Raw genomic sequence first — 15,532 nt, 5'->3', positions numbered from 1 at the left:
GTCTTGAAGAACGGTCTGGAGATGTTCGAGACCGAATGGGCCGAAGGGCTCGCGGGTCTGTCCGGCGAGGACATCCGGTGCGGCATCGCTTGGGTCAGGGCCAACAGCGGTTGGCCTCCGAGCATTGCCGAGTTCCGCTCGGCTTGCCGGGCGGGGATGACGGCGGAGCAGCGTGCCTTCGCCGCTCGGCTCTCGGAGGCCGAGTCCGACCGGCTGGCGCTGCCCTCGATGACGCGGGCCGAGCAGTTGGCCAAGGGGGCGAAGAAGGCGAGGGCGATGCGCGAGGAGGCGGCCCGGCCAAAGTCCATCGCTCGTAGCCAGGAGAATATCCGCCGGGGACGCTGGACGCCTGAGATGGAGGACGCCTATCGGCGCTCGATGCAGCATCTGGGGCTGCGCTACGTCGCGCCGGAATGGCCGGAGGCCTCGGCATGAGGCGGACTTCCGCCCTCGAGGAGACCCTGGCTTGGCAGATCCGCGCGGCCCGGCTGCCGGCGCCCGAGCGCGAGTTTCGCGCTGTGCCGACGCGCCGTTGGCGGATCGACTTCGCCTGGCCCGCGCAGCGGGTTGCGCTGGAGGTCGAGGGCGGGATCTGGATGCAGGGCCGCCACACGCGCCCCAAGGGCTTCGAGGGCGACTGCGAGAAGTACAACGAGATCGCGCTGCAGGGATGGCGCGTGCTGAGAGTGACCGGCGACATGGTCAGGGACGGGCGGGCCTTGCGGCTCGCCGAGCGGGCGCTGGAACGATGCGACGAGCGACGCGATGTCGCCCAGGAGTGATTGAGATGAACGACGTTTGGACGGATGCGGTGGTGATCGGCGAGGCCACGCTGTACCTGGGCAACTGCCTGGAGATCCTGCGGGTGCTGCCCGAGGTGGATGCGGTGATCACCGATCCGCCCTATTGCAGCGGCGGCCTGCATGCCGGCGAGCGGGCGAGGGCGCCCGAGCAGAAATACGAGCACGGCGGACAGGCGCTCAAGCGCGGCACCTTCGCGCACGACGCCAAGGATCAGCGCTCCTTCACCTCCTGGTGCGCGGAGTGGATGACCCGTCTGCCGCTACGCGAGGGCGGCTATCTGCTGGCCTTCATCGACTGGCGCAATCAGCCGGCGATGGCCGATGCGGTGCAGTGGTCCGGGCTGATCTGGCGCGGAACCTGCCCCTGGGACAAGGGCCTCGGGGCGCGTGCGCCGCACAAGGGCTACGCCCGCCACCAGGCCGAGTACATCGTGTGGGGCACGCGCGGTCCCTGCCGTCCGGTGGAGCTGGGGCCGTTTCCTGGCGTCTACCGCCATCCGGTGCGCCCGAGCGACAAGCACCACCTGGCCGGTAAGCCGACGCCGCTGATGGACGAGCTGTGCCGCTGGGTGCCGCCTGGAAGCCTGATCCTCGATCCCTTCATGGGCTCGGGCACCACCGGCGTGGCTGCGGTGCGCAGCGGTCGGCGCTTCATCGGCATCGAGATCGACCCGGTCCACTTCAAGACCGCCCGCCGGCGTTTGATGGAGGCGCAGGAGGGGAGCAAGCGCGATGAGACGAAACTGGTGGAGGCATGATCAACATCGAACTCGACGGCCTGAATGCCGTCATCCGACGATTCGAGCAGCTCAGTGCCGACATCAAGCCGGCGGTCGCGGCAGGCATTAACCGCACCATGGACGCGATGGAGCAGCATGAGCTCGTGGCCATGGAGCGCGAGCTGGATCGTCCGACGCCGTTCTCGCTGAACGCGATCCAGATCTTCAAGGCCCGTGCGAGTCGGCTTGATGCGGTGCTGTTCGTCAAACCGATCCAGGCGCGCTATCTGAAGTACGCGATCAAGGGCGGCTTGATCCCGGTGAACATCACGCCGACCCGGGCGGCAAGGCTGAACAAGTTCGGAAACCTGCCAGGGAAGCGGCGCGGCCTTGAAGGGATCGCCGGCAAGGCGCGGACGAAATTCGTTGGAGAGGTCAATGGGATCTATGGAGTCTGGCAGCGCTATGGGCGCGGCGGATCGAAACTCAAGCTGCTGGCCAAGATCGAGCGGGAGGCGGAGCGATCGAAGCGGTGGGAGTTCTACGAGACTGGTCAGAAGGTGGCTCGGGACCGGCTGGTGCGCGATGTCGTGCGGGCGCTGAGGGATGCGGGATGATTGTACGGGTCCTTTCTGAGGCTGACGAAAGCCCGCAGGTTCGCGGCTCGGGGTTCCGGTATTTCTCGCCCCCCATAGGTTGTTGTTGGTGACCGTCAAGCCCGCGTCCATTCCTCTCCAGCAGCGCTTGCTCTGCAACAAGGCAGAGCTGGCGGAGGCCTTCGGCAAGTCCGTGGTATCGGTTGACCACTGGCTGCGCCGAGGCTGCCCGTATGTGCAGCGGGGCGAGCGCGGCCGCGCCTGGGTGTTCAATATCATCGACGTCGCCGAGTGGCGCTTCGGTGCCAAAGGCCCCGAGCAGCAGGATCAGGACCCGGATTCTCTGGCGCCCAAGGACCGTCTGTACTGGTACCAGGGCAATCGCGAGAAGCGTAAGGACGCACTCGACGCCGGCGAGCTCTACGAGCGCGGCCCCACCCTGCAGGCGATCTCGACCACGCTCGCGGTGCTGGTCGAGCAGATCAGAGCGATCCCCGACCTGCTCGAACGCCGTGCCGGAGCAACCCCGGAACAAGCCGAGCGCGCGGCCGATGAGATCGACACCCAACTGGAGGTTGCGAAGCAGACCCTGCTCGCCAAGCTTGCCAAGCTTGCTGGCGGTCGTGATACCGAGGAGGTCGCCTGATGGGGGTTGCAGAGTACGCAGACATCCACGCCGACCTTGCAGGCTCGCTCGATGCCCTCAACCGCCCACGGCGTATCCCGGTCTCACAGGGCGCGGCCGAGACCCTGCACCTGGACGATAAGGGCGGCTACTCAGGCCCGTGGCGCGCCGACGAGGTGCCCTACATGATCGAGCCGATGGACATGCTCGCCAGCCGCCAGCATCAGGCCGTGTGCTTTGTCGGGCCGGCCCGCTCCGGCAAGACCGCCGCCCTGGTGCTTGGCTGGATCGCCCATGCCCTCACCAACGATCCCGGCAGAATGATGGTCATGCACATGAGCCAGGAGAAGGCCGACCTCCTGTCCAAGCTGGACATCGACACCGCGATCGACGCCTCTCCCGCGCTGCTGGCGCTGAAATCCTCTTCGCGGCATGACGACACCATCCGCCTCAAGATCTTCCGTCACGGCATGGCCATCCGTCTCGCCTGGCCGTCCCGCTCCGAGATGGCCGGCACCACCTACCGCTATGTGGCCATGACGGACTACGACCGCTACACCGAGCAGCGCGGCATGGGCGGATCCATCTTCGACTCGGCCTCCAAGCGCACTCAAACCCTCATGTCGCGCGGCATGGTCCTGGTCGAGTCCTCGCCCGAGCGCACCATCTCCGATCCGAGGTGGTCCCCAGCATCGCCCCACGAGGCCCCTCCATGCGGCGGCATCCTCGGCATCTACAACCGCAGCGATCGGCGGCGTTTCTACTGGCGCTGCCCGCATTGCGGCGAGTGGTTCGAGGCGGCGCCGGGGCTCAAGCTGTTCTCGCGCCTGCCCGGTCTCGACACGCTACGCAGCATGGTCCGCACACTCGATATCCGCCAGTTCGCCGCCGATCATGCGCGCATCACATGCCCGCATTACGGCTGCGAGATCGAGCACGAGCAGAAGTTCGTTATGAATACCGCTGGGGTATGGGTCCCCGAAGGGCAGAACATCGACGCGAAGGGCGCGGTTTGCGGCCCGGCGCCAACCGCCTCGATCGCCGGTTACTGGCTCGGAGGCGTCGCAGCCGCCTATCAGTCCTGGCAATCCCTGCTCGAAAACTATCTCCAGGGCGTCCGCGAGCTGGAGCTAACCGGCAAGGAAGAGACCCTCGAAGCCAAGACCTATGTCGACCAAGCCATGCCCTATTTGTCGGTCTCCGCCCGCAAAGCCGGCGACATCGACCACATCGACGCCCGCCAGGAGGACTATCCGCGCTACATCATCCCGGCGGGTGTGCGCGGCCTGCTCGCCCTGGTCGACACGCAGAAGTGGTCCTTCGAGGTCGCCGTCATCGGTCACGGCGTCGACAACGAGCGCTGGTTGATCGACCGATTCTCGATCCTGGAGACACCAGCCGGGGAGAAAATCCAGCCTCCGGTTTACATCGAACATTGGGACGTGTTGCTCGATCGCGTCATCAATGCGACCTACAAGCTCCCGGACGGACGCGAGATGCGCGTCCACTTCACCGCGATCGACTCCGGAGGTCACCACGACGCCCGCTCGAAAAAACAGGCCGACCAATCGGAATCGACCCGGCGCGCCTACGACTTTTGGCGCAAGCAGCGCCGCGCTGGCCTCGGTCATCGCCTGCGCCTGCTCAAGGGCGCCTCCTCCGCGACGGCGCCGCTCGTCCACGAGAGCTACCCAGAGGCCCGCAAAGACCGCCACGCTGGCGCGCGCGGCGACATCCCGGTCCTGATGCTCAACGTCGACCGGCTCAAAGACGCGCTCGATCTCGACCTGCAGCGCGAGGTTCCCGGCCCCTCCTACATCCATCTGCCCGCATGGCTACCGAAGCACTACCGCGAAGAGATCAAGGCCGAGCAGAAGGGCCAGGATGGGCGCTGGCACAAGATCGGCAGCCGACGCAACGAAACCTGGGACCACCTGACCTACGACAGCGCCCTATGGCTCCACCTCGGCGGCGACAAGGTGCGCTGGGAGGCGCCACCCGCCTGGCTGCGCGACTGGGACGCCAACCCCGAGATCATCACCGCAGAGCAGCGACGGGCGTTGAAGGCCGGGCAGGTGAGCCCGAAACGCGCGGCGCCAAGCAACCAAAACACGACATTCGGCAAACCAGGCTGGGGGCTTTGATGACCGCTGACACAATCGATCGCGCCCACGAGCTGCGCACCATCATCACTCGCGTCGTGCGCGAGTCCACCGGTATGCATGAGCGGTTGGCGCTGCCCATTGCTCAGGCGGTGACGGTCGAGCTTCAGCGCCGCTACGGCGGCCAGCCGCTCGACGTGCCGGCGCCGAGCAAGGACGACCGCAACCAGGCCATCATCGACGCCTGGAATCTCGGGACTCCAGTGAAAGATCTGGGTTCCAAGTTCGGCGCGAGTCGATCCACCATCTATCGCGTCATCGGGCGTCGGGCGGGGTGAGGCTGAGGCATGCGGATGGCCTCGGGGAAGCCGGCGTTCCCGAGCAGGCTGGAGGCGGGTACGGTTTAGGCAGCGGAGGTGAGTGGTGGCCGTACCCCTCGCGTACCCCGATGCCTCTTCGATATGATCCTCGGGCGTAACGCGAGCTTCCGGCGAGGCTTCACCAAGGTGGCTCCGGTGACTTGATGAGCAAGTTTCGGCCGAGCGGTCGGATCGATCGCGGTAATCCGAGGTCAGCGAATGCCGAGTGGCTATCACTATCCCAACCTGAACCCAGAGAAGGCCCTGATCTGGCGCATCGTCCACCGGGACAATCTGCCGTGGATCCTGGGCAACGGTCTTCATTGCCCCGGCTCGTCGGTGCAGGCGCCCGGATATGTGTCGATCGGGAACGCCGACCTGATCAGCCGGCGGACGCATCGGATCGTGCCGATCGCCCCTGGAGGACGGCTTTCCGACTACGTGCCGTTCTATTTCACGCCCTTTTCTCCCATGATGTACAACATCCACACCGGGAGAGGCGGCGTGGTGCGACGGGCGAACGAAGAGATCTGCATCCTGGTCTCGAGCATTCACAAGATCAGCGCCATGGGGCTGGGTTTCGTGTTCTCCGACCGGCATGCCTATGTCGAGCTGGCCCAGTATTTCAACAGCACGGAGGATCTGGGCAAGATCGACTGGCCATTGCTCCAGGCGCGGAATTTCTCACGCAACCCGGACGATCCCGGTCAGATCGAACGCTATCAGGCGGAGGCCCTGATCTACCGCCATCTTCCCATCGACGGACTGCTGGGAGCCATCTGCTATACCGAAACGATGAAGACGCATCTGGCCGCGATGGCCCAATCTGAAGGTCTCGCGCTGGAGATCCACGCCATGCCCCAATGGTATTTCTGATGATCCGATTCACGACAGGCAATCTGCTGGAGGCCCGGGCCGAGGCGCTGGTCAACACCGTCAACACCGTGGGCGTGATGGGCAAGGGCATCGCGCTCATGTTCAAGGAGCGCTTTGACCAGAATTACCGCCTCTACGCGGCGGCCTGCAAGGCCAAGGAGGTGCGGACCGGCAAGATGTTCGTCACCGAGGTGCAGGAACTCGACGGCCCGCGCTGGATCGTCAACTTCCCCACCAAGCAGCACTGGCGCTCGCCCTCGAAGCTGGAATGGATCGTCGAGGGGCTGCAGGACCTGCGGCGCTTTCTCATCGAGGAGCGAGTGCAATCCGTTGCCATCCCACCGCTGGGAGCGGGCAACGGCGGACTCGAATGGCCGCTGGTGCGGGCGCAGATCGAGACCGCCCTGGATGGCCTGGAGACCGAGATCCTGGTCTTCGAGCCGACGCGGCAATACCAGAACGTCGCCAAGCGCTCGGGTGTCGAAAAGCTCACCCCGGCACGCGCCCTCATCGCCGAGTTGGTGCGGCGCTACTGGGTGCTGGGCATGGAATGCAGCTTGCTCGAGATCCAGAAGCTGGCCTGGTTCCTGGAGCGCGCCATCGAGCGCTGCAACCCCGGCGACAATCCGCTCAAGCTCCAGTTCGTCGCCCACAAATATGGCCCCTATGCCAACCGGCTGGAGCACCTGCTCAACAACCTGGACGGCAGCTATCTGCATTGCGACAAACGCATCAGCGATGCGGCGCCACTGGATGTGATCTGGTTCGATGACGCCCGCAAGGAGCGCGTGAGCGCCTACCTCAAGAGCGAGGCCAAGGCATATGCCGAGGCCCTGGAGCTCACTGCCGACCTCATCGACGGCTTCGAGTCGCCGCTCGGCATGGAACTGCTCGCGACCGTGGATTGGCTGGTGACCAGGGAAGGCGTCGCACCCTCCGTGCCCGCCCTACGCGAAGGCTTGCAACGCTGGCCCGGCGGTCCCGAGGCGGCCGAGCGCAAGGGGCGGCTGTTCGATGACCGGGCGCTGGGGATCGCGGTGGAGCGATTGGGGCGGCAGGGGATGGTGTGACCCCTTCGCACCCTGGCTGGCATCACTGATGCGTCTTGACGTGCTCGCACAACACCGCGTCGATACGCGTCTGCCATCCAGGGCCTTCGGCCTTGAAGTATTCGACCACCTCCGGCGAGAGGCGAATGGAGACCGGTTGCTTGGTGGAGACGGCTTTCGGGCGGCCCGAGGATCGCTTCATTTCCGCCAGCGGGCGCAGCTCGGCCATCTCCTCGTCGGTCAGCTCATGGGTGTCGGGGTCCTTCGCAATGCCTTCGCGGATGCGGGCCTCCTCCTCCTCGGTGGCGATGCGGTATCGTCTACCCATCTTGTCTGTCACGTGCATAGTTCCTGACCTCTCTGGGTGTGGCCTCTCGCAGACTGATGATTCGGTAGTCGTCGTCACCTCTGTGGTGAGATGACGAGCTGCGCGGAGGCTCGGCACTATTTGACTGAGCAGGCTGGATCGGGACGGGGATGGGGTGCCGTGTGAGGCGGTGTGTCGGTGAGGTGGCTTTCATGACTCGGTGGTGAGGGGAGGGCGGGGTAAATACCCGCCCTTAGCGGATTAGGCGTCAGTCGTGTTCATGGTTTCCAGAAATGGTTGTCTCCAGCATGTACCAAAGAGCGCTGCCAAAGAGAAGGAGTACCAGGAAATACACCGTCAGTAGCTCTATCGGGCTAAGAATAGAGAAATGAGAAACCAAGTAACCAAACCATTCGGGATTAATCTGGGATATTGTCGCGACTAGAGAGGATGTGGCGACCATAAAGCTAGCGGCGATAACGAGCGCTCTCCCCCGATGTTGAAGAATTCCAATCAGAGCAAAAACCAAGAATGAAAGAATAATCGCTAGCAGCAATGGCGTGTATCGGGAAAAGCTCATGTCGCCGAAGCTGCTATACCACTCAGAGTAGGATCTAAAAACAAGCCATGGCACAAGTACAGAGAAGACAATTATTAGCGCTTCTCTCATTGGGTTATTCAATGGTCTTCCTGCCGCAATATGTAGAACAATAATCCAAATAAGTAGCGAGACTATCAGTAGTGCCTGAAATGTGTTGAAAACCGCCCACTTTGCACGAAAGCTAGAGTGGGTGATGAAATTACACTCTGTTTTCCATTGACCTGTATATTTTTTGGAAAACTCTTTCTCCACCAGTTCTTGGTATCTTGTGTTCGCGCTTCTCGCTTGATTCGACACCGCTTTGCGCATCTCTTCTAGAGATTGTGGCGTAATGCTCCTGTCCGGAAACCGAGCATTATCCACCAGTGTTCGCAATATTTGGCGCTCTGCGTAGAGGTTTTTTGCGATTAAATCGTCCGAAAAATGGGATGGCATTGGTGAACGATCACAGAAACCTTTTTCTGCGTCGTCAATAGTCAGCAGCAAAGAAATAGCAAGCAGGCAGAGCCCCAGAGAGTATGCAACAATTTTTCGCGTGCGGTTTAAACAAAGAAGCTCTTCTGGAAATGTGCGAATTAGAACAAAAGCAGCGATGGGCAGAAGAAACAAAAAGAACAGAACCTTCCCTGGATCTTGTGCTGCCTCAATTAGCCCATTGGTGAAACCTATTTTTTCACAGCGTAAAATCACGTCCAGCAAGCCTGACAGGCTGAGGAACGATGCTGCCCAGACCGCAAGTTTGTGCTTTTCAAGTATCATAAGTGAATTCCAGAAAATGCTTCTTGAGTCCAAAGTCGAGTAACCCGTCCCTGGCAGAGCCAATAAAACTGCTCCGTGCTCCTGCGTCAATGGAACGGAGCGCGTGGAAAATATGTCCGTCCCCTTTTCTCTTTTTCTCTTAGGTGGAGATCAATACCAGCCCAACTATCACGAATACAATTCCGGCAAGATTTTTTGCCGTCAGCTCCGCATTGAAGATAAAGGTAGACAGCAGGGCGATGGCCACAAGCCTAAATGATGTTATTGATTCTACAAATCCTGGGTTAGGTGCATCTCGAATTGCAACAATTTCGAAATAGTTAAAGCTTATAGCAAAGGCCGCCAGAACAACAAAAATCCACAGCGAAGATGCCGGCAATGAAAATGGGGCTTTCGCTATGAGCATAAAAGCAAAAAAGCCGGCCGTCACTAAAAGAAAAAAATAAAAATTGATGCTTATGGGGGAGATGTTATGGATGGTGAGCTTTTTGAACAGCAGCATCATGATGGTGATGCTTGCCGTTGCTATTAAAGAACTGACGACCCAGCTTGGCATGAGCTATAAGTAACGAATATTGGGGCTGAAATGCATTAGCTGCTGTGCTTGCGCTCTTCTTCAAGCCGTAATTTTTTGCAGAGTCTTTTGAAGCCTGTCGAGTAGCCCCGGCTCTGTGATAGTTTGTAAAAATGATCATCTGCTAATAGCGGGCGAAGAAGATCGTCAGTTGCATCGTTGGCAAATTCTTTCTGCATTAGCCCGTGTTTTCTTCCTATGTACATAGTTTCATGGATATTTAGCAGGACAAATCCCAGGTAAGATTTTCTCCATTGATCCTCATCTAGGCCTACGAGGTCGTGACCTATGTATTTTTTGTCTATCTCCATGTTCTCTTTGTTTGAAAGCACAAGCTTATTGTACTCATTCCAGGAGTCCTGAAATGATTTTGTGTATTGTGCGCGAGCGACTTGACGTCCTGATAATAAGACCGCAAGCCCAATAAAAACTTGTGCAAGAACCGAGAGGATTTTTAGGGTCTCATCTGTTCCTAATAAGCCCATCTGCCCTATTCTCCTAACGCTTTATAGTACAAATTGTTGGCTGATCAGGATCGGCTACCCGTTAGGGTTTTGTAGGTTGCAACGAAAATGCATTTCATGATGACGAGCGAGTCCTGCATCCTGAGGGTATTGCATAAAAATCCAATTGCAATTCATCGATTTGGCTATATTTGCTCACTTCACAGCAGATATCATGGAGACTCCGTATCGAATAAATATGTCGTCTCTATTTAGCTTCGCTAAAAAATCATTGATTCTGGTAATATCTTCCAGATTGGTATTTTTGGATAATGCGCTTCTATAAAATTTCACTTCACTTATTATGAATTTAGATAGAGTGTCAAGTTTTGTTTCTCTGTTGTTGAGTGGTTCAATAACCTTGTTAATTGATGTGAATCCTGCGGATGCAAGCATCTGAACACAAGCGCTGCCAATATTGCTTCTAGGTCCATGTGATTCGCAATAGGCCCGTACTTGATCGACTATCCAATCAAATTCAAGGGACGGAGGAACCGAGGTAAAACTCTCTAAATCAAGATCAATGATCCAAAGTTTGGCGCCAGGTTTCATTGCTTGCGATAAGGTGTTTATTATGTCTGATTTGTCGTCGGCGTGAAGTAATATATATCTCATTATGATTGCGTCGAAAGCTGTAATATTTTCTATGCTTTTTGGCCTTCTGGCATCTCCTATTGCGCATTTCATGTTGATGGTGCATTTAGATGAGGCGTTATCGACCATTGATGGATTGTTGTCTATTCCTGTAAATGAGATGTCATGGTGAGCAGTTGCTAATTCTCTCAGGAATGTTCCATCTCCAACACCGATCTCTAGTACTGTCTTGCAATCTTGCAGTCCATGATTAATTAGGAATGAATGATGATTTTTGAACTGCATTTCCACCTGAAGTTTTAGTTGTTCCTCAATTTCTCCGTTTTCGTCGCGCCAGTCTATCATATTGCCTCCCATTTATTCCCACTGGTGGATGATTTGGATATCTCTGAATTGTCTATTTTTAGGTGCTTGGATGCGCCTGCGTCATTGTAGATAAGGATATTGAAAAGATTGCTGTTTCTGTAATGGCGTGTTGTTTGGTTTCTCATTTTGCTGGGAATGGCGGTACTAAAATTGCAATATTCTGATTATGTATTCCATTTATCCATTTCTCATCGAGTAATTTCCCGTCATCCTGAGAAAAAAAGCTGCTAGTGTCTTGAGGTAAAATCTGTTCGCCCTGGTGGTTTTTTATTGGGCGGTCTGAGAGCAGGCACGGCGAGATCGCTTGAACTGAATCCCAAGTTTGATGGCATGATATGCCGCAGCGTATTTTTTGATGTTCAGATGCTCCTCCAATAATTACCGTAACAACATGAGGTTCTGTTCCGCGGCCAGGACGTTCAATAAAAATCAAACGATCCGAACGTATACCAACATCTGTATAGTATTCTGTTTTTGTTCCATCGTCACGTGTAATTGAAATTTTCCCTCTAAGAGTTCCTGTGCTCTCATTAGCAATGAGATTGTATTTTTGATATAGCCATCTTCGCTTAGAGTCCTCCAGTGAAGTATGATATAGATGCCATTCCCCCTGCCATTCTTTGGTGGATTCAGCATCTGAAGTTATGTTGTTCCCTCTTGTTAAAAGATCTAATAGATCGGTCGCCTCGTCTCCAAAGCTAAATGACACAATTATTGGTATAGATGCTCCAATTAAACCGCCACCTAATGCCGTGAATAGTGCGGCCCATCCTTCGCTCTTTAAAATGACCCCTATAACAATGCAGGCTGCCCCGAGTGCGGCTAACATCCAATATAATGAGACTCGAAAAAATTTCTTATGATTTTCTTGTTTGAAGTTGGCATCTTGCATAGCGTCGTTCCTTGTTTTTATGGCGTAGAAATTTCCTTTAATAATTATAATTCATCTGGACGAAGTATTAGGAAAATCATTCTGGGTGATTAGCTGTAAGCATCATGGCCAGTGGCCAGTGGCCAGTGGCCAGTAATTTCATTTCTTAATACTGCATACTTGCCCTGATCCCGTACACGAGCCTGCTGGCGAAGCATATCCGCCAACCTGTGTATCCGCCTAGCAGCCATTGACAGTTCCTTTGATCTAGGTCTAGTCTCGAACCGTCACGGCAAAATCCGTGGCCGGGTTTGGCGACCCGAACATCAGTAGGCGCGTAAGCGCCTCATCCGTCTGGCGCTTTTTTTGTGCCCGGACGGTCTCCTATGGCGTCCTGCGTGGGGAGATCTTCGGGTCTGCCGGTGTCCTACTGAGCCGGTTCGCCAACCCTGCGTGGGATCGCCGCCCTGTTTGGCGACAGGGCAGCGGTCAAAGCAACCGCATCAGTAGGAGTCATCTCATGGCCAACACTTCCCAGACCGTGACGGTCGAAACCTTGCCTGTCATCACCCACGAGGACGTTCGCGTTATCACGACCGAACTGCTGGCGAATCTCTACGGCACCGAGCCGAAGAATCTGCGGATGAACTTTGCCAACAACGAAGATCGATTCGTTTCTGGTAAACATTTCTTCAAGCTCGAAGGCGAACCACTACGAGAATTCAAGAGCTTGCACAAAGCCAATGATGTTGGCTTTGTGGAAATCTCCCCCCGAGCCAAGCACCTAACCCTCTGGACCGAACGCGGCGCCGCCCGCCACGCCAAGATGCTCGACACCGACGAGGCCTGGGAGGTCTTCGAGAAGCTGGAGGACTGCTACTTCGGCGTCGGCAAGGACCACCCCGCCACCTCCTTCCCCACCTACCAGCGCGCCCTGGTGACCATCGAGCACGGCAAGATCACCAGCATCCTGGACCTCGAAGGCTGCAGCCTGGTCGAGACCAAGGGCCTGTGGACGGTCCGCGAGAACCTGCGCATCGTGATCGACCAGCTGAGCTGGCTGCAGGGCGAGGCGTCCGGCGAAGCGCTGGAGCGGCGGCTGAAGCCGCTGGGCTGAATAGCGCCCTGAGCCGATCGCGGGCTGATCGATGATGGCGCGGCCAGGGAGGGCCGCGCGGCGTGGGCGGGGAGGCGGCTTGGCTAAGACGCCCTCGGTTGAGGCGGAAAGGAGCGCGCATCGAACAGGTGCATCGTCAACCGCCGCCACCAGCCGAGCCGGTGGATCGAGTCCGTCTCGCCCAAGGTTTGAGCCAGTTCGTTCTGGCAGGCGACCACCAAGGCTCCGAGTGTTGGCGGTTCCGAGGTCTCGATCTCCCGCACCCGAGCATCCCAGCCGTTGACGTCCTGCTCGGTGAAATCGCGTTCGCCCTGGCGGATCATCGTCCCCTCGATCTCCAGGAACTGTCGTGCCAACTCGCCATGCCGTCGCGCTCGATCGGCCAGGCCGAACACCAGGCCGATGGTCGAGGTGACGGCTACAGCCCCGGCGGCGAGCTTCACATAGAGATCTCCGCCCAAGCTCGCCAGGGCGCTCGAGCCGCCGAGAATGGCGACTGCCGTAATCGTCCGGTCCCAGAACGCGAGAAACCGTTCCCGCTTGCGGTGATACAGCACCGAGAGCTGCACGCGGTACAGTACCTGCTCGCGGCGGTTCCAGAGATAGTCGTCGTTTTCGCTCATGTTTTGCTCGGCGGTTTTGGTCGCGGCGGCGGAGCCGGCACGATCGGTGTCACGATCTTGCCATCGCGCCCGGAGTTCGGGCTATCACGTAGACCGCCTCCATTCCTGGAACGATCCGGCTTTGGCGGCCGAGGCGTCGGCGTTCGTGGTGGTTTGCTCATATCTCGAGGGTCCCTCAAGTCCAGTGTAGGCGGCCATCGCCACCCGCTCTAGCACGCGGCGTTCGCTCACATGCCCGCCTGCGCCTTCATTTCCTCGCGAATCACCCGCCGCAGCGTTTCCTCCATCTGCCCGTTGCGCCCGTCCTCGCGCATCGCCTCGTGCAATGCCTGGTTGATCAGCGTCTGATAGCCGCGCTCGCCGGCCTTGGCCTTGAAGTAGGCAATGACAGCGGCGTCGAGCATGATCGTCACCCGCTGCTTGCCGAGGTGCTCCTGTACGGCGGCCGCGAATTCCTCGCGGCTCGCGTCTTTCAGCCCGATCCGCAGCCGGGGCTCAGAGGTAGGAGAAGAAGTCTTCGATTTCATGGGGTTCCGCTTTGCGCATGGAGATGACGTGGATGCAGTCTTCCGACTCCGTATGGGTGATGACGACCACCTGAACGCCCAGTAGACCCGTGGTGTTGAACCGCTGCTCGTCGTAATCGACGCGGGCATCTTCACGGGTCAGGGTCGGGCCGGCAAACACCTGCTCCGCATCCGTGAAGTCCAAGCCATGCTTGGCGCGGTTGCTGCGACGTTTGCTGTTGGTCCAGGTGAACTCCATTCGCGAATCATGCATATCATTATATGCATAATCAACCATTGGCTGATTGCGGTGACGTAGCGGAGGGTGCGGTAGATGCCGGGCACCGTCGCCCAGAGGGACGAGGGCTGCCGCAAGGCCCGAACCGGGCTTCTGGACGAGCGGTTCTTGGACGGCAAACCCTTGAGTGATAGGGTTTTGCCGTCGGAGTGATGACCTGACGCCTTCAAGTCAAGATCACCCAGACCCAGCCCAAGGGGCTTTTTCGTGCCCCGATTCAACGAGCCAATCCACGGAGAAACACAGCATGTCTGACAAAGCGAACTTGCACCGCGCAGTCGACCGTTGCGCGGATTCCATCGAATCCTTCTCTATGGGTACCTATCTTGAGCACCATCATCTCCATCCACGGTTACGACATCCATTACGTCGACGGTGAGCCGACCATCCAGGATCTGGACCTGGCCAGGCGGCTTGGGTATGAACGTCCGCGAGCGATTCGTGATCTCATCAAACGACTTCTGAGAGAGAAAAAACTCAACGAAATCAATATTTGCCGCACCGTGGAGCAAACCCCTGGAGAATCTGGTAGACCGTCGGAGGTGTTTTATCTCGATGAATTTGCCAGCTTGAAAGTGACGGTGAAATCCGAGGCCGCCAAGGCTGACGAGATCACCGACGAAATCATCCAGGTCTTCATCGACGCGCGAAAGGGCGTGAAGCCGGCCGATTCGTCCAGCCAGTACGTCTACGATGTCGAGTTCCAGGTGGCTGAGGTCGCCGCGCGCATGCTGCGGATGTCCGACACCAGCAAAATCCGCATGCTCGCGTCCATCTGCGAAATCAAGGGCGTTCCCAGCACGTTCCTCCCGGTCTATGTCGACGAGCCGCTGGTCCGTGCGATGACCGCGCTGCTCAAGGAGCATGGCAGCTCGCTGTCCGCGAAGGCGGCCAATCTGGCCCTGCTGGATATGGGGCTCCTTGAGGAGTTGGAGCGCAAGGGCTCGAAAGGCGACATCAAGCGGTTCAAGAGCCTGACCGAGAAGGGAGTGCGCTACGGTCGCAACGAGACCAGTCCGCAGAACCCGCGCGAGACGCAGCCGCTGTACTTCGTGGATCGGTTCCCGGAATTGTTGGAATTGATCGAGACGCATCTGGCCAAGAACAAGGCCGCCTGAAACGGAGACAGGGAAGGGCCAGGGAGGGCTTTGAAATCGGGCATTGTCTCTCGAAATGAGACGCCGAAACCCCTGCATTTATCGCTCAAGGATCTGAAAACTCAACAACCACCAGCTAAAGCTGGTGGGTTGAAGCTACGGACTGAAAGTCCGGATACGGGTCGAT

21 protein-coding genes are annotated in these 15,532 nt (G+C 58.1%); 12 read left to right on the top strand and 9 right to left on the bottom strand.

From position 1 onward, the window contains the following. The first annotated feature begins 3 nt into the window (after positions 1–3). From ACFSJC_RS09330 to darG, 9 genes are all read left to right on the top strand, one after another. Entirely contained in the window at positions 4–435 is a 432-nt protein-coding gene (locus ACFSJC_RS09330) for a hypothetical protein (RefSeq protein WP_386025979.1), read from the top strand. Further along, the gene (locus ACFSJC_RS09325; RefSeq protein WP_386025977.1) at positions 432–782 is read left to right on the top strand and encodes a DUF559 domain-containing protein; all 351 of its coding nucleotides are present in this window, start codon (positions 432–434) and stop codon (positions 780–782) included. Before ACFSJC_RS09330 ends, ACFSJC_RS09325 begins: the two co-directional genes overlap by 4 nt. A gap of 5 nt (positions 783–787) precedes the next feature. Then, entirely contained in the window at positions 788–1,561 is a 774-nt protein-coding gene (locus ACFSJC_RS09320) for a DNA-methyltransferase (protein WP_386025975.1), read from the top strand. Next, the gene (locus ACFSJC_RS09315) at positions 1,558–2,139 is read left to right on the top strand and encodes a hypothetical protein (protein WP_386025973.1); all 582 of its coding nucleotides are present in this window, start codon (positions 1,558–1,560) and stop codon (positions 2,137–2,139) included. Before ACFSJC_RS09320 ends, ACFSJC_RS09315 begins: the two co-directional genes overlap by 4 nt. 88 nt (positions 2,140–2,227) lie before the next feature. Beyond that, positions 2,228–2,764 (top strand): DUF1441 family protein, encoded by a 537-nt coding sequence (locus tag ACFSJC_RS09310; RefSeq protein ID WP_386025971.1) that lies wholly within the window; start codon positions 2,228–2,230, stop codon positions 2,762–2,764. Continuing rightward, on the top strand, positions 2,764–4,887 hold the full coding sequence (locus tag ACFSJC_RS09305; RefSeq protein ID WP_386025969.1) for a terminase gpA endonuclease subunit: 2,124 nt from the start codon (positions 2,764–2,766) through the stop codon (positions 4,885–4,887). The genes ACFSJC_RS09310 and ACFSJC_RS09305 overlap by 1 nt, the downstream gene beginning before the upstream one ends. Beyond that, entirely contained in the window at positions 4,887–5,183 is a 297-nt protein-coding gene (locus ACFSJC_RS09300) for a Mor transcription activator family protein (RefSeq protein WP_386025968.1), read from the top strand. Before ACFSJC_RS09305 ends, ACFSJC_RS09300 begins: the two co-directional genes overlap by 1 nt. A gap of 240 nt (positions 5,184–5,423) precedes the next feature. Continuing rightward, on the top strand, positions 5,424–6,080 hold the full coding sequence (darT, locus tag ACFSJC_RS09295) for a type II toxin-antitoxin system toxin DNA ADP-ribosyl transferase DarT (RefSeq protein ID WP_386025966.1): 657 nt from the start codon (positions 5,424–5,426) through the stop codon (positions 6,078–6,080). Next, a complete protein-coding gene (darG, locus tag ACFSJC_RS09290) occupies positions 6,080–7,150 on the top strand; it encodes a type II toxin-antitoxin system antitoxin DNA ADP-ribosyl glycohydrolase DarG (protein ID WP_386025964.1) in 1,071 nt (356 codons plus the stop codon). Before darT ends, darG begins: the two co-directional genes overlap by 1 nt. A gap of 22 nt (positions 7,151–7,172) precedes the next feature. On the opposite strand, the gene ACFSJC_RS09285 is transcribed toward darG, so the two are convergent. Further along, positions 7,173–7,457 (bottom strand): BrnA antitoxin family protein, encoded by a 285-nt coding sequence (locus ACFSJC_RS09285; protein WP_386025962.1) that lies wholly within the window; start codon positions 7,455–7,457, stop codon positions 7,173–7,175. A gap of 124 nt (positions 7,458–7,581) precedes the next feature. Here ACFSJC_RS09285 and ACFSJC_RS09280 point away from each other — a divergent pair, with 124 nt between their 5' ends. Then, positions 7,582–7,638 carry an excalibur calcium-binding domain-containing protein gene (locus tag ACFSJC_RS09280; protein ID WP_386026121.1) on the top strand — a complete coding sequence of 19 codons (57 nt, stop codon included), beginning with the start codon at positions 7,582–7,584 and terminating at the stop codon, positions 7,636–7,638. Positions 7,639–7,704: 66 nt separating this feature from the next. Here ACFSJC_RS09280 and ACFSJC_RS09275 read toward each other — a convergent pair whose 3' ends face one another. From ACFSJC_RS09275 to ACFSJC_RS09255, 5 genes are all read right to left on the bottom strand, one after another. Then, positions 7,705–8,796, bottom strand: a complete 1,092-nt coding sequence (locus ACFSJC_RS09275; protein WP_386025960.1) for a hypothetical protein — start codon at positions 8,794–8,796, stop codon at positions 7,705–7,707. Positions 8,797–8,935: 139 nt separating this feature from the next. Beyond that, positions 8,936–9,352, bottom strand: coding sequence for an EamA family transporter (locus tag ACFSJC_RS09270; RefSeq protein WP_386025958.1), 417 nt, complete (start codon positions 9,350–9,352; stop codon positions 8,936–8,938). Between the two features lie 35 nt (positions 9,353–9,387). After that, complete coding sequence (locus ACFSJC_RS09265) at positions 9,388–9,855, bottom strand: hypothetical protein (protein WP_386025957.1); 468 nt, start codon at positions 9,853–9,855, stop codon at positions 9,388–9,390. A 174-nt stretch (positions 9,856–10,029) separates the two neighbouring features. Next, entirely contained in the window at positions 10,030–10,812 is a 783-nt protein-coding gene (locus ACFSJC_RS09260) for a class I SAM-dependent methyltransferase (protein ID WP_386025955.1), read from the bottom strand. A gap of 142 nt (positions 10,813–10,954) precedes the next feature. After that, positions 10,955–11,725, bottom strand: a complete 771-nt coding sequence (locus ACFSJC_RS09255; protein WP_386025953.1) for a hypothetical protein — start codon at positions 11,723–11,725, stop codon at positions 10,955–10,957. A 499-nt stretch (positions 11,726–12,224) separates the two neighbouring features. Between ACFSJC_RS09255 and ACFSJC_RS09250 the strand changes: the two genes are divergently transcribed. Continuing rightward, positions 12,225–12,821: an ORF6N domain-containing protein gene (locus tag ACFSJC_RS09250; RefSeq protein WP_386025951.1), complete on the top strand. Its 597-nt coding sequence runs from the start codon at positions 12,225–12,227 to the stop codon at positions 12,819–12,821. A gap of 83 nt (positions 12,822–12,904) precedes the next feature. Here ACFSJC_RS09250 and ACFSJC_RS09245 read toward each other — a convergent pair whose 3' ends face one another. The 3 genes from ACFSJC_RS09245 to ACFSJC_RS09235 form a co-directional block, all read right to left on the bottom strand. Continuing rightward, positions 12,905–13,444, bottom strand: coding sequence for a hypothetical protein (locus ACFSJC_RS09245; RefSeq protein WP_386025949.1), 540 nt, complete (start codon positions 13,442–13,444; stop codon positions 12,905–12,907). A gap of 227 nt (positions 13,445–13,671) precedes the next feature. Beyond that, positions 13,672–13,971, bottom strand: a complete 300-nt coding sequence (locus ACFSJC_RS09240) for a BrnA antitoxin family protein (protein WP_386025947.1) — start codon at positions 13,969–13,971, stop codon at positions 13,672–13,674. Beyond that, the gene (locus tag ACFSJC_RS09235) at positions 13,940–14,224 is read right to left on the bottom strand and encodes a BrnT family toxin (protein ID WP_386025945.1); all 285 of its coding nucleotides are present in this window, start codon (positions 14,222–14,224) and stop codon (positions 13,940–13,942) included. The genes ACFSJC_RS09240 and ACFSJC_RS09235 overlap by 32 nt, the downstream gene beginning before the upstream one ends. A 527-nt stretch (positions 14,225–14,751) precedes the next feature. On the opposite strand from ACFSJC_RS09235, the gene ACFSJC_RS09230 reads away from it, so the two are divergent. Continuing rightward, on the top strand, positions 14,752–15,366 hold the full coding sequence (locus tag ACFSJC_RS09230) for a hypothetical protein (protein WP_386025944.1): 615 nt from the start codon (positions 14,752–14,754) through the stop codon (positions 15,364–15,366). The last annotated feature ends 166 nt before the right edge of the window (positions 15,367–15,532 follow it).

Origin of the sequence: Thiorhodococcus fuscus (assembly GCF_042682685.1) — a bacterium.
Taxonomy (GTDB): domain Bacteria; phylum Pseudomonadota; class Gammaproteobacteria; order Chromatiales; family Chromatiaceae; genus Imhoffiella; species Imhoffiella fuscus.
This window is presented reverse-complemented; position numbering and strand designations above follow the sequence as displayed.

Excerpts from the sequence above, each read along its gene's own strand:
- ACFSJC_RS09325 (WP_386025977.1), top strand. The coding sequence starts at position 432 with ATGAGGCGGACTTCCGCCCTCGAGGAGACCCTGGCTTGGCAGATCCGC.
- ACFSJC_RS09320 (WP_386025975.1), top strand. The coding sequence starts at position 788 with ATGAACGACGTTTGGACGGATGCGGTGGTGATCGGCGAGGCCACGCTG.
- ACFSJC_RS09315 (WP_386025973.1), top strand. The coding sequence starts at position 1,558 with ATGATCAACATCGAACTCGACGGCCTGAATGCCGTCATCCGACGATTC.
- ACFSJC_RS09305 (WP_386025969.1), top strand. The coding sequence starts at position 2,764 with ATGGGGGTTGCAGAGTACGCAGACATCCACGCCGACCTTGCAGGCTCG.
- ACFSJC_RS09300 (WP_386025968.1), top strand. The coding sequence starts at position 4,887 with ATGACCGCTGACACAATCGATCGCGCCCACGAGCTGCGCACCATCATC.
- darT (WP_386025966.1), top strand. The coding sequence starts at position 5,424 with ATGCCGAGTGGCTATCACTATCCCAACCTGAACCCAGAGAAGGCCCTG.
- darG (WP_386025964.1), top strand. The coding sequence starts at position 6,080 with ATGATCCGATTCACGACAGGCAATCTGCTGGAGGCCCGGGCCGAGGCG.
- ACFSJC_RS09285 (WP_386025962.1), bottom strand. The coding sequence starts at position 7,457 with ATGGGTAGACGATACCGCATCGCCACCGAGGAGGAGGAGGCCCGCATC.
- ACFSJC_RS09275 (WP_386025960.1), bottom strand. The coding sequence starts at position 8,796 with ATGATACTTGAAAAGCACAAACTTGCGGTCTGGGCAGCATCGTTCCTC.
- ACFSJC_RS09270 (WP_386025958.1), bottom strand. The coding sequence starts at position 9,352 with ATGCCAAGCTGGGTCGTCAGTTCTTTAATAGCAACGGCAAGCATCACC.
- ACFSJC_RS09265 (WP_386025957.1), bottom strand. The coding sequence starts at position 9,855 with ATGGGCTTATTAGGAACAGATGAGACCCTAAAAATCCTCTCGGTTCTT.
- ACFSJC_RS09260 (WP_386025955.1), bottom strand. The coding sequence starts at position 10,812 with ATGATAGACTGGCGCGACGAAAACGGAGAAATTGAGGAACAACTAAAA.
- ACFSJC_RS09255 (WP_386025953.1), bottom strand. The coding sequence starts at position 11,725 with ATGCAAGATGCCAACTTCAAACAAGAAAATCATAAGAAATTTTTTCGA.
- ACFSJC_RS09250 (WP_386025951.1), top strand. The coding sequence starts at position 12,225 with ATGGCCAACACTTCCCAGACCGTGACGGTCGAAACCTTGCCTGTCATC.
- ACFSJC_RS09245 (WP_386025949.1), bottom strand. The coding sequence starts at position 13,444 with ATGAGCGAAAACGACGACTATCTCTGGAACCGCCGCGAGCAGGTACTG.
- ACFSJC_RS09240 (WP_386025947.1), bottom strand. The coding sequence starts at position 13,971 with ATGAAATCGAAGACTTCTTCTCCTACCTCTGAGCCCCGGCTGCGGATC.
- ACFSJC_RS09235 (WP_386025945.1), bottom strand. The coding sequence starts at position 14,224 with ATGCATGATTCGCGAATGGAGTTCACCTGGACCAACAGCAAACGTCGC.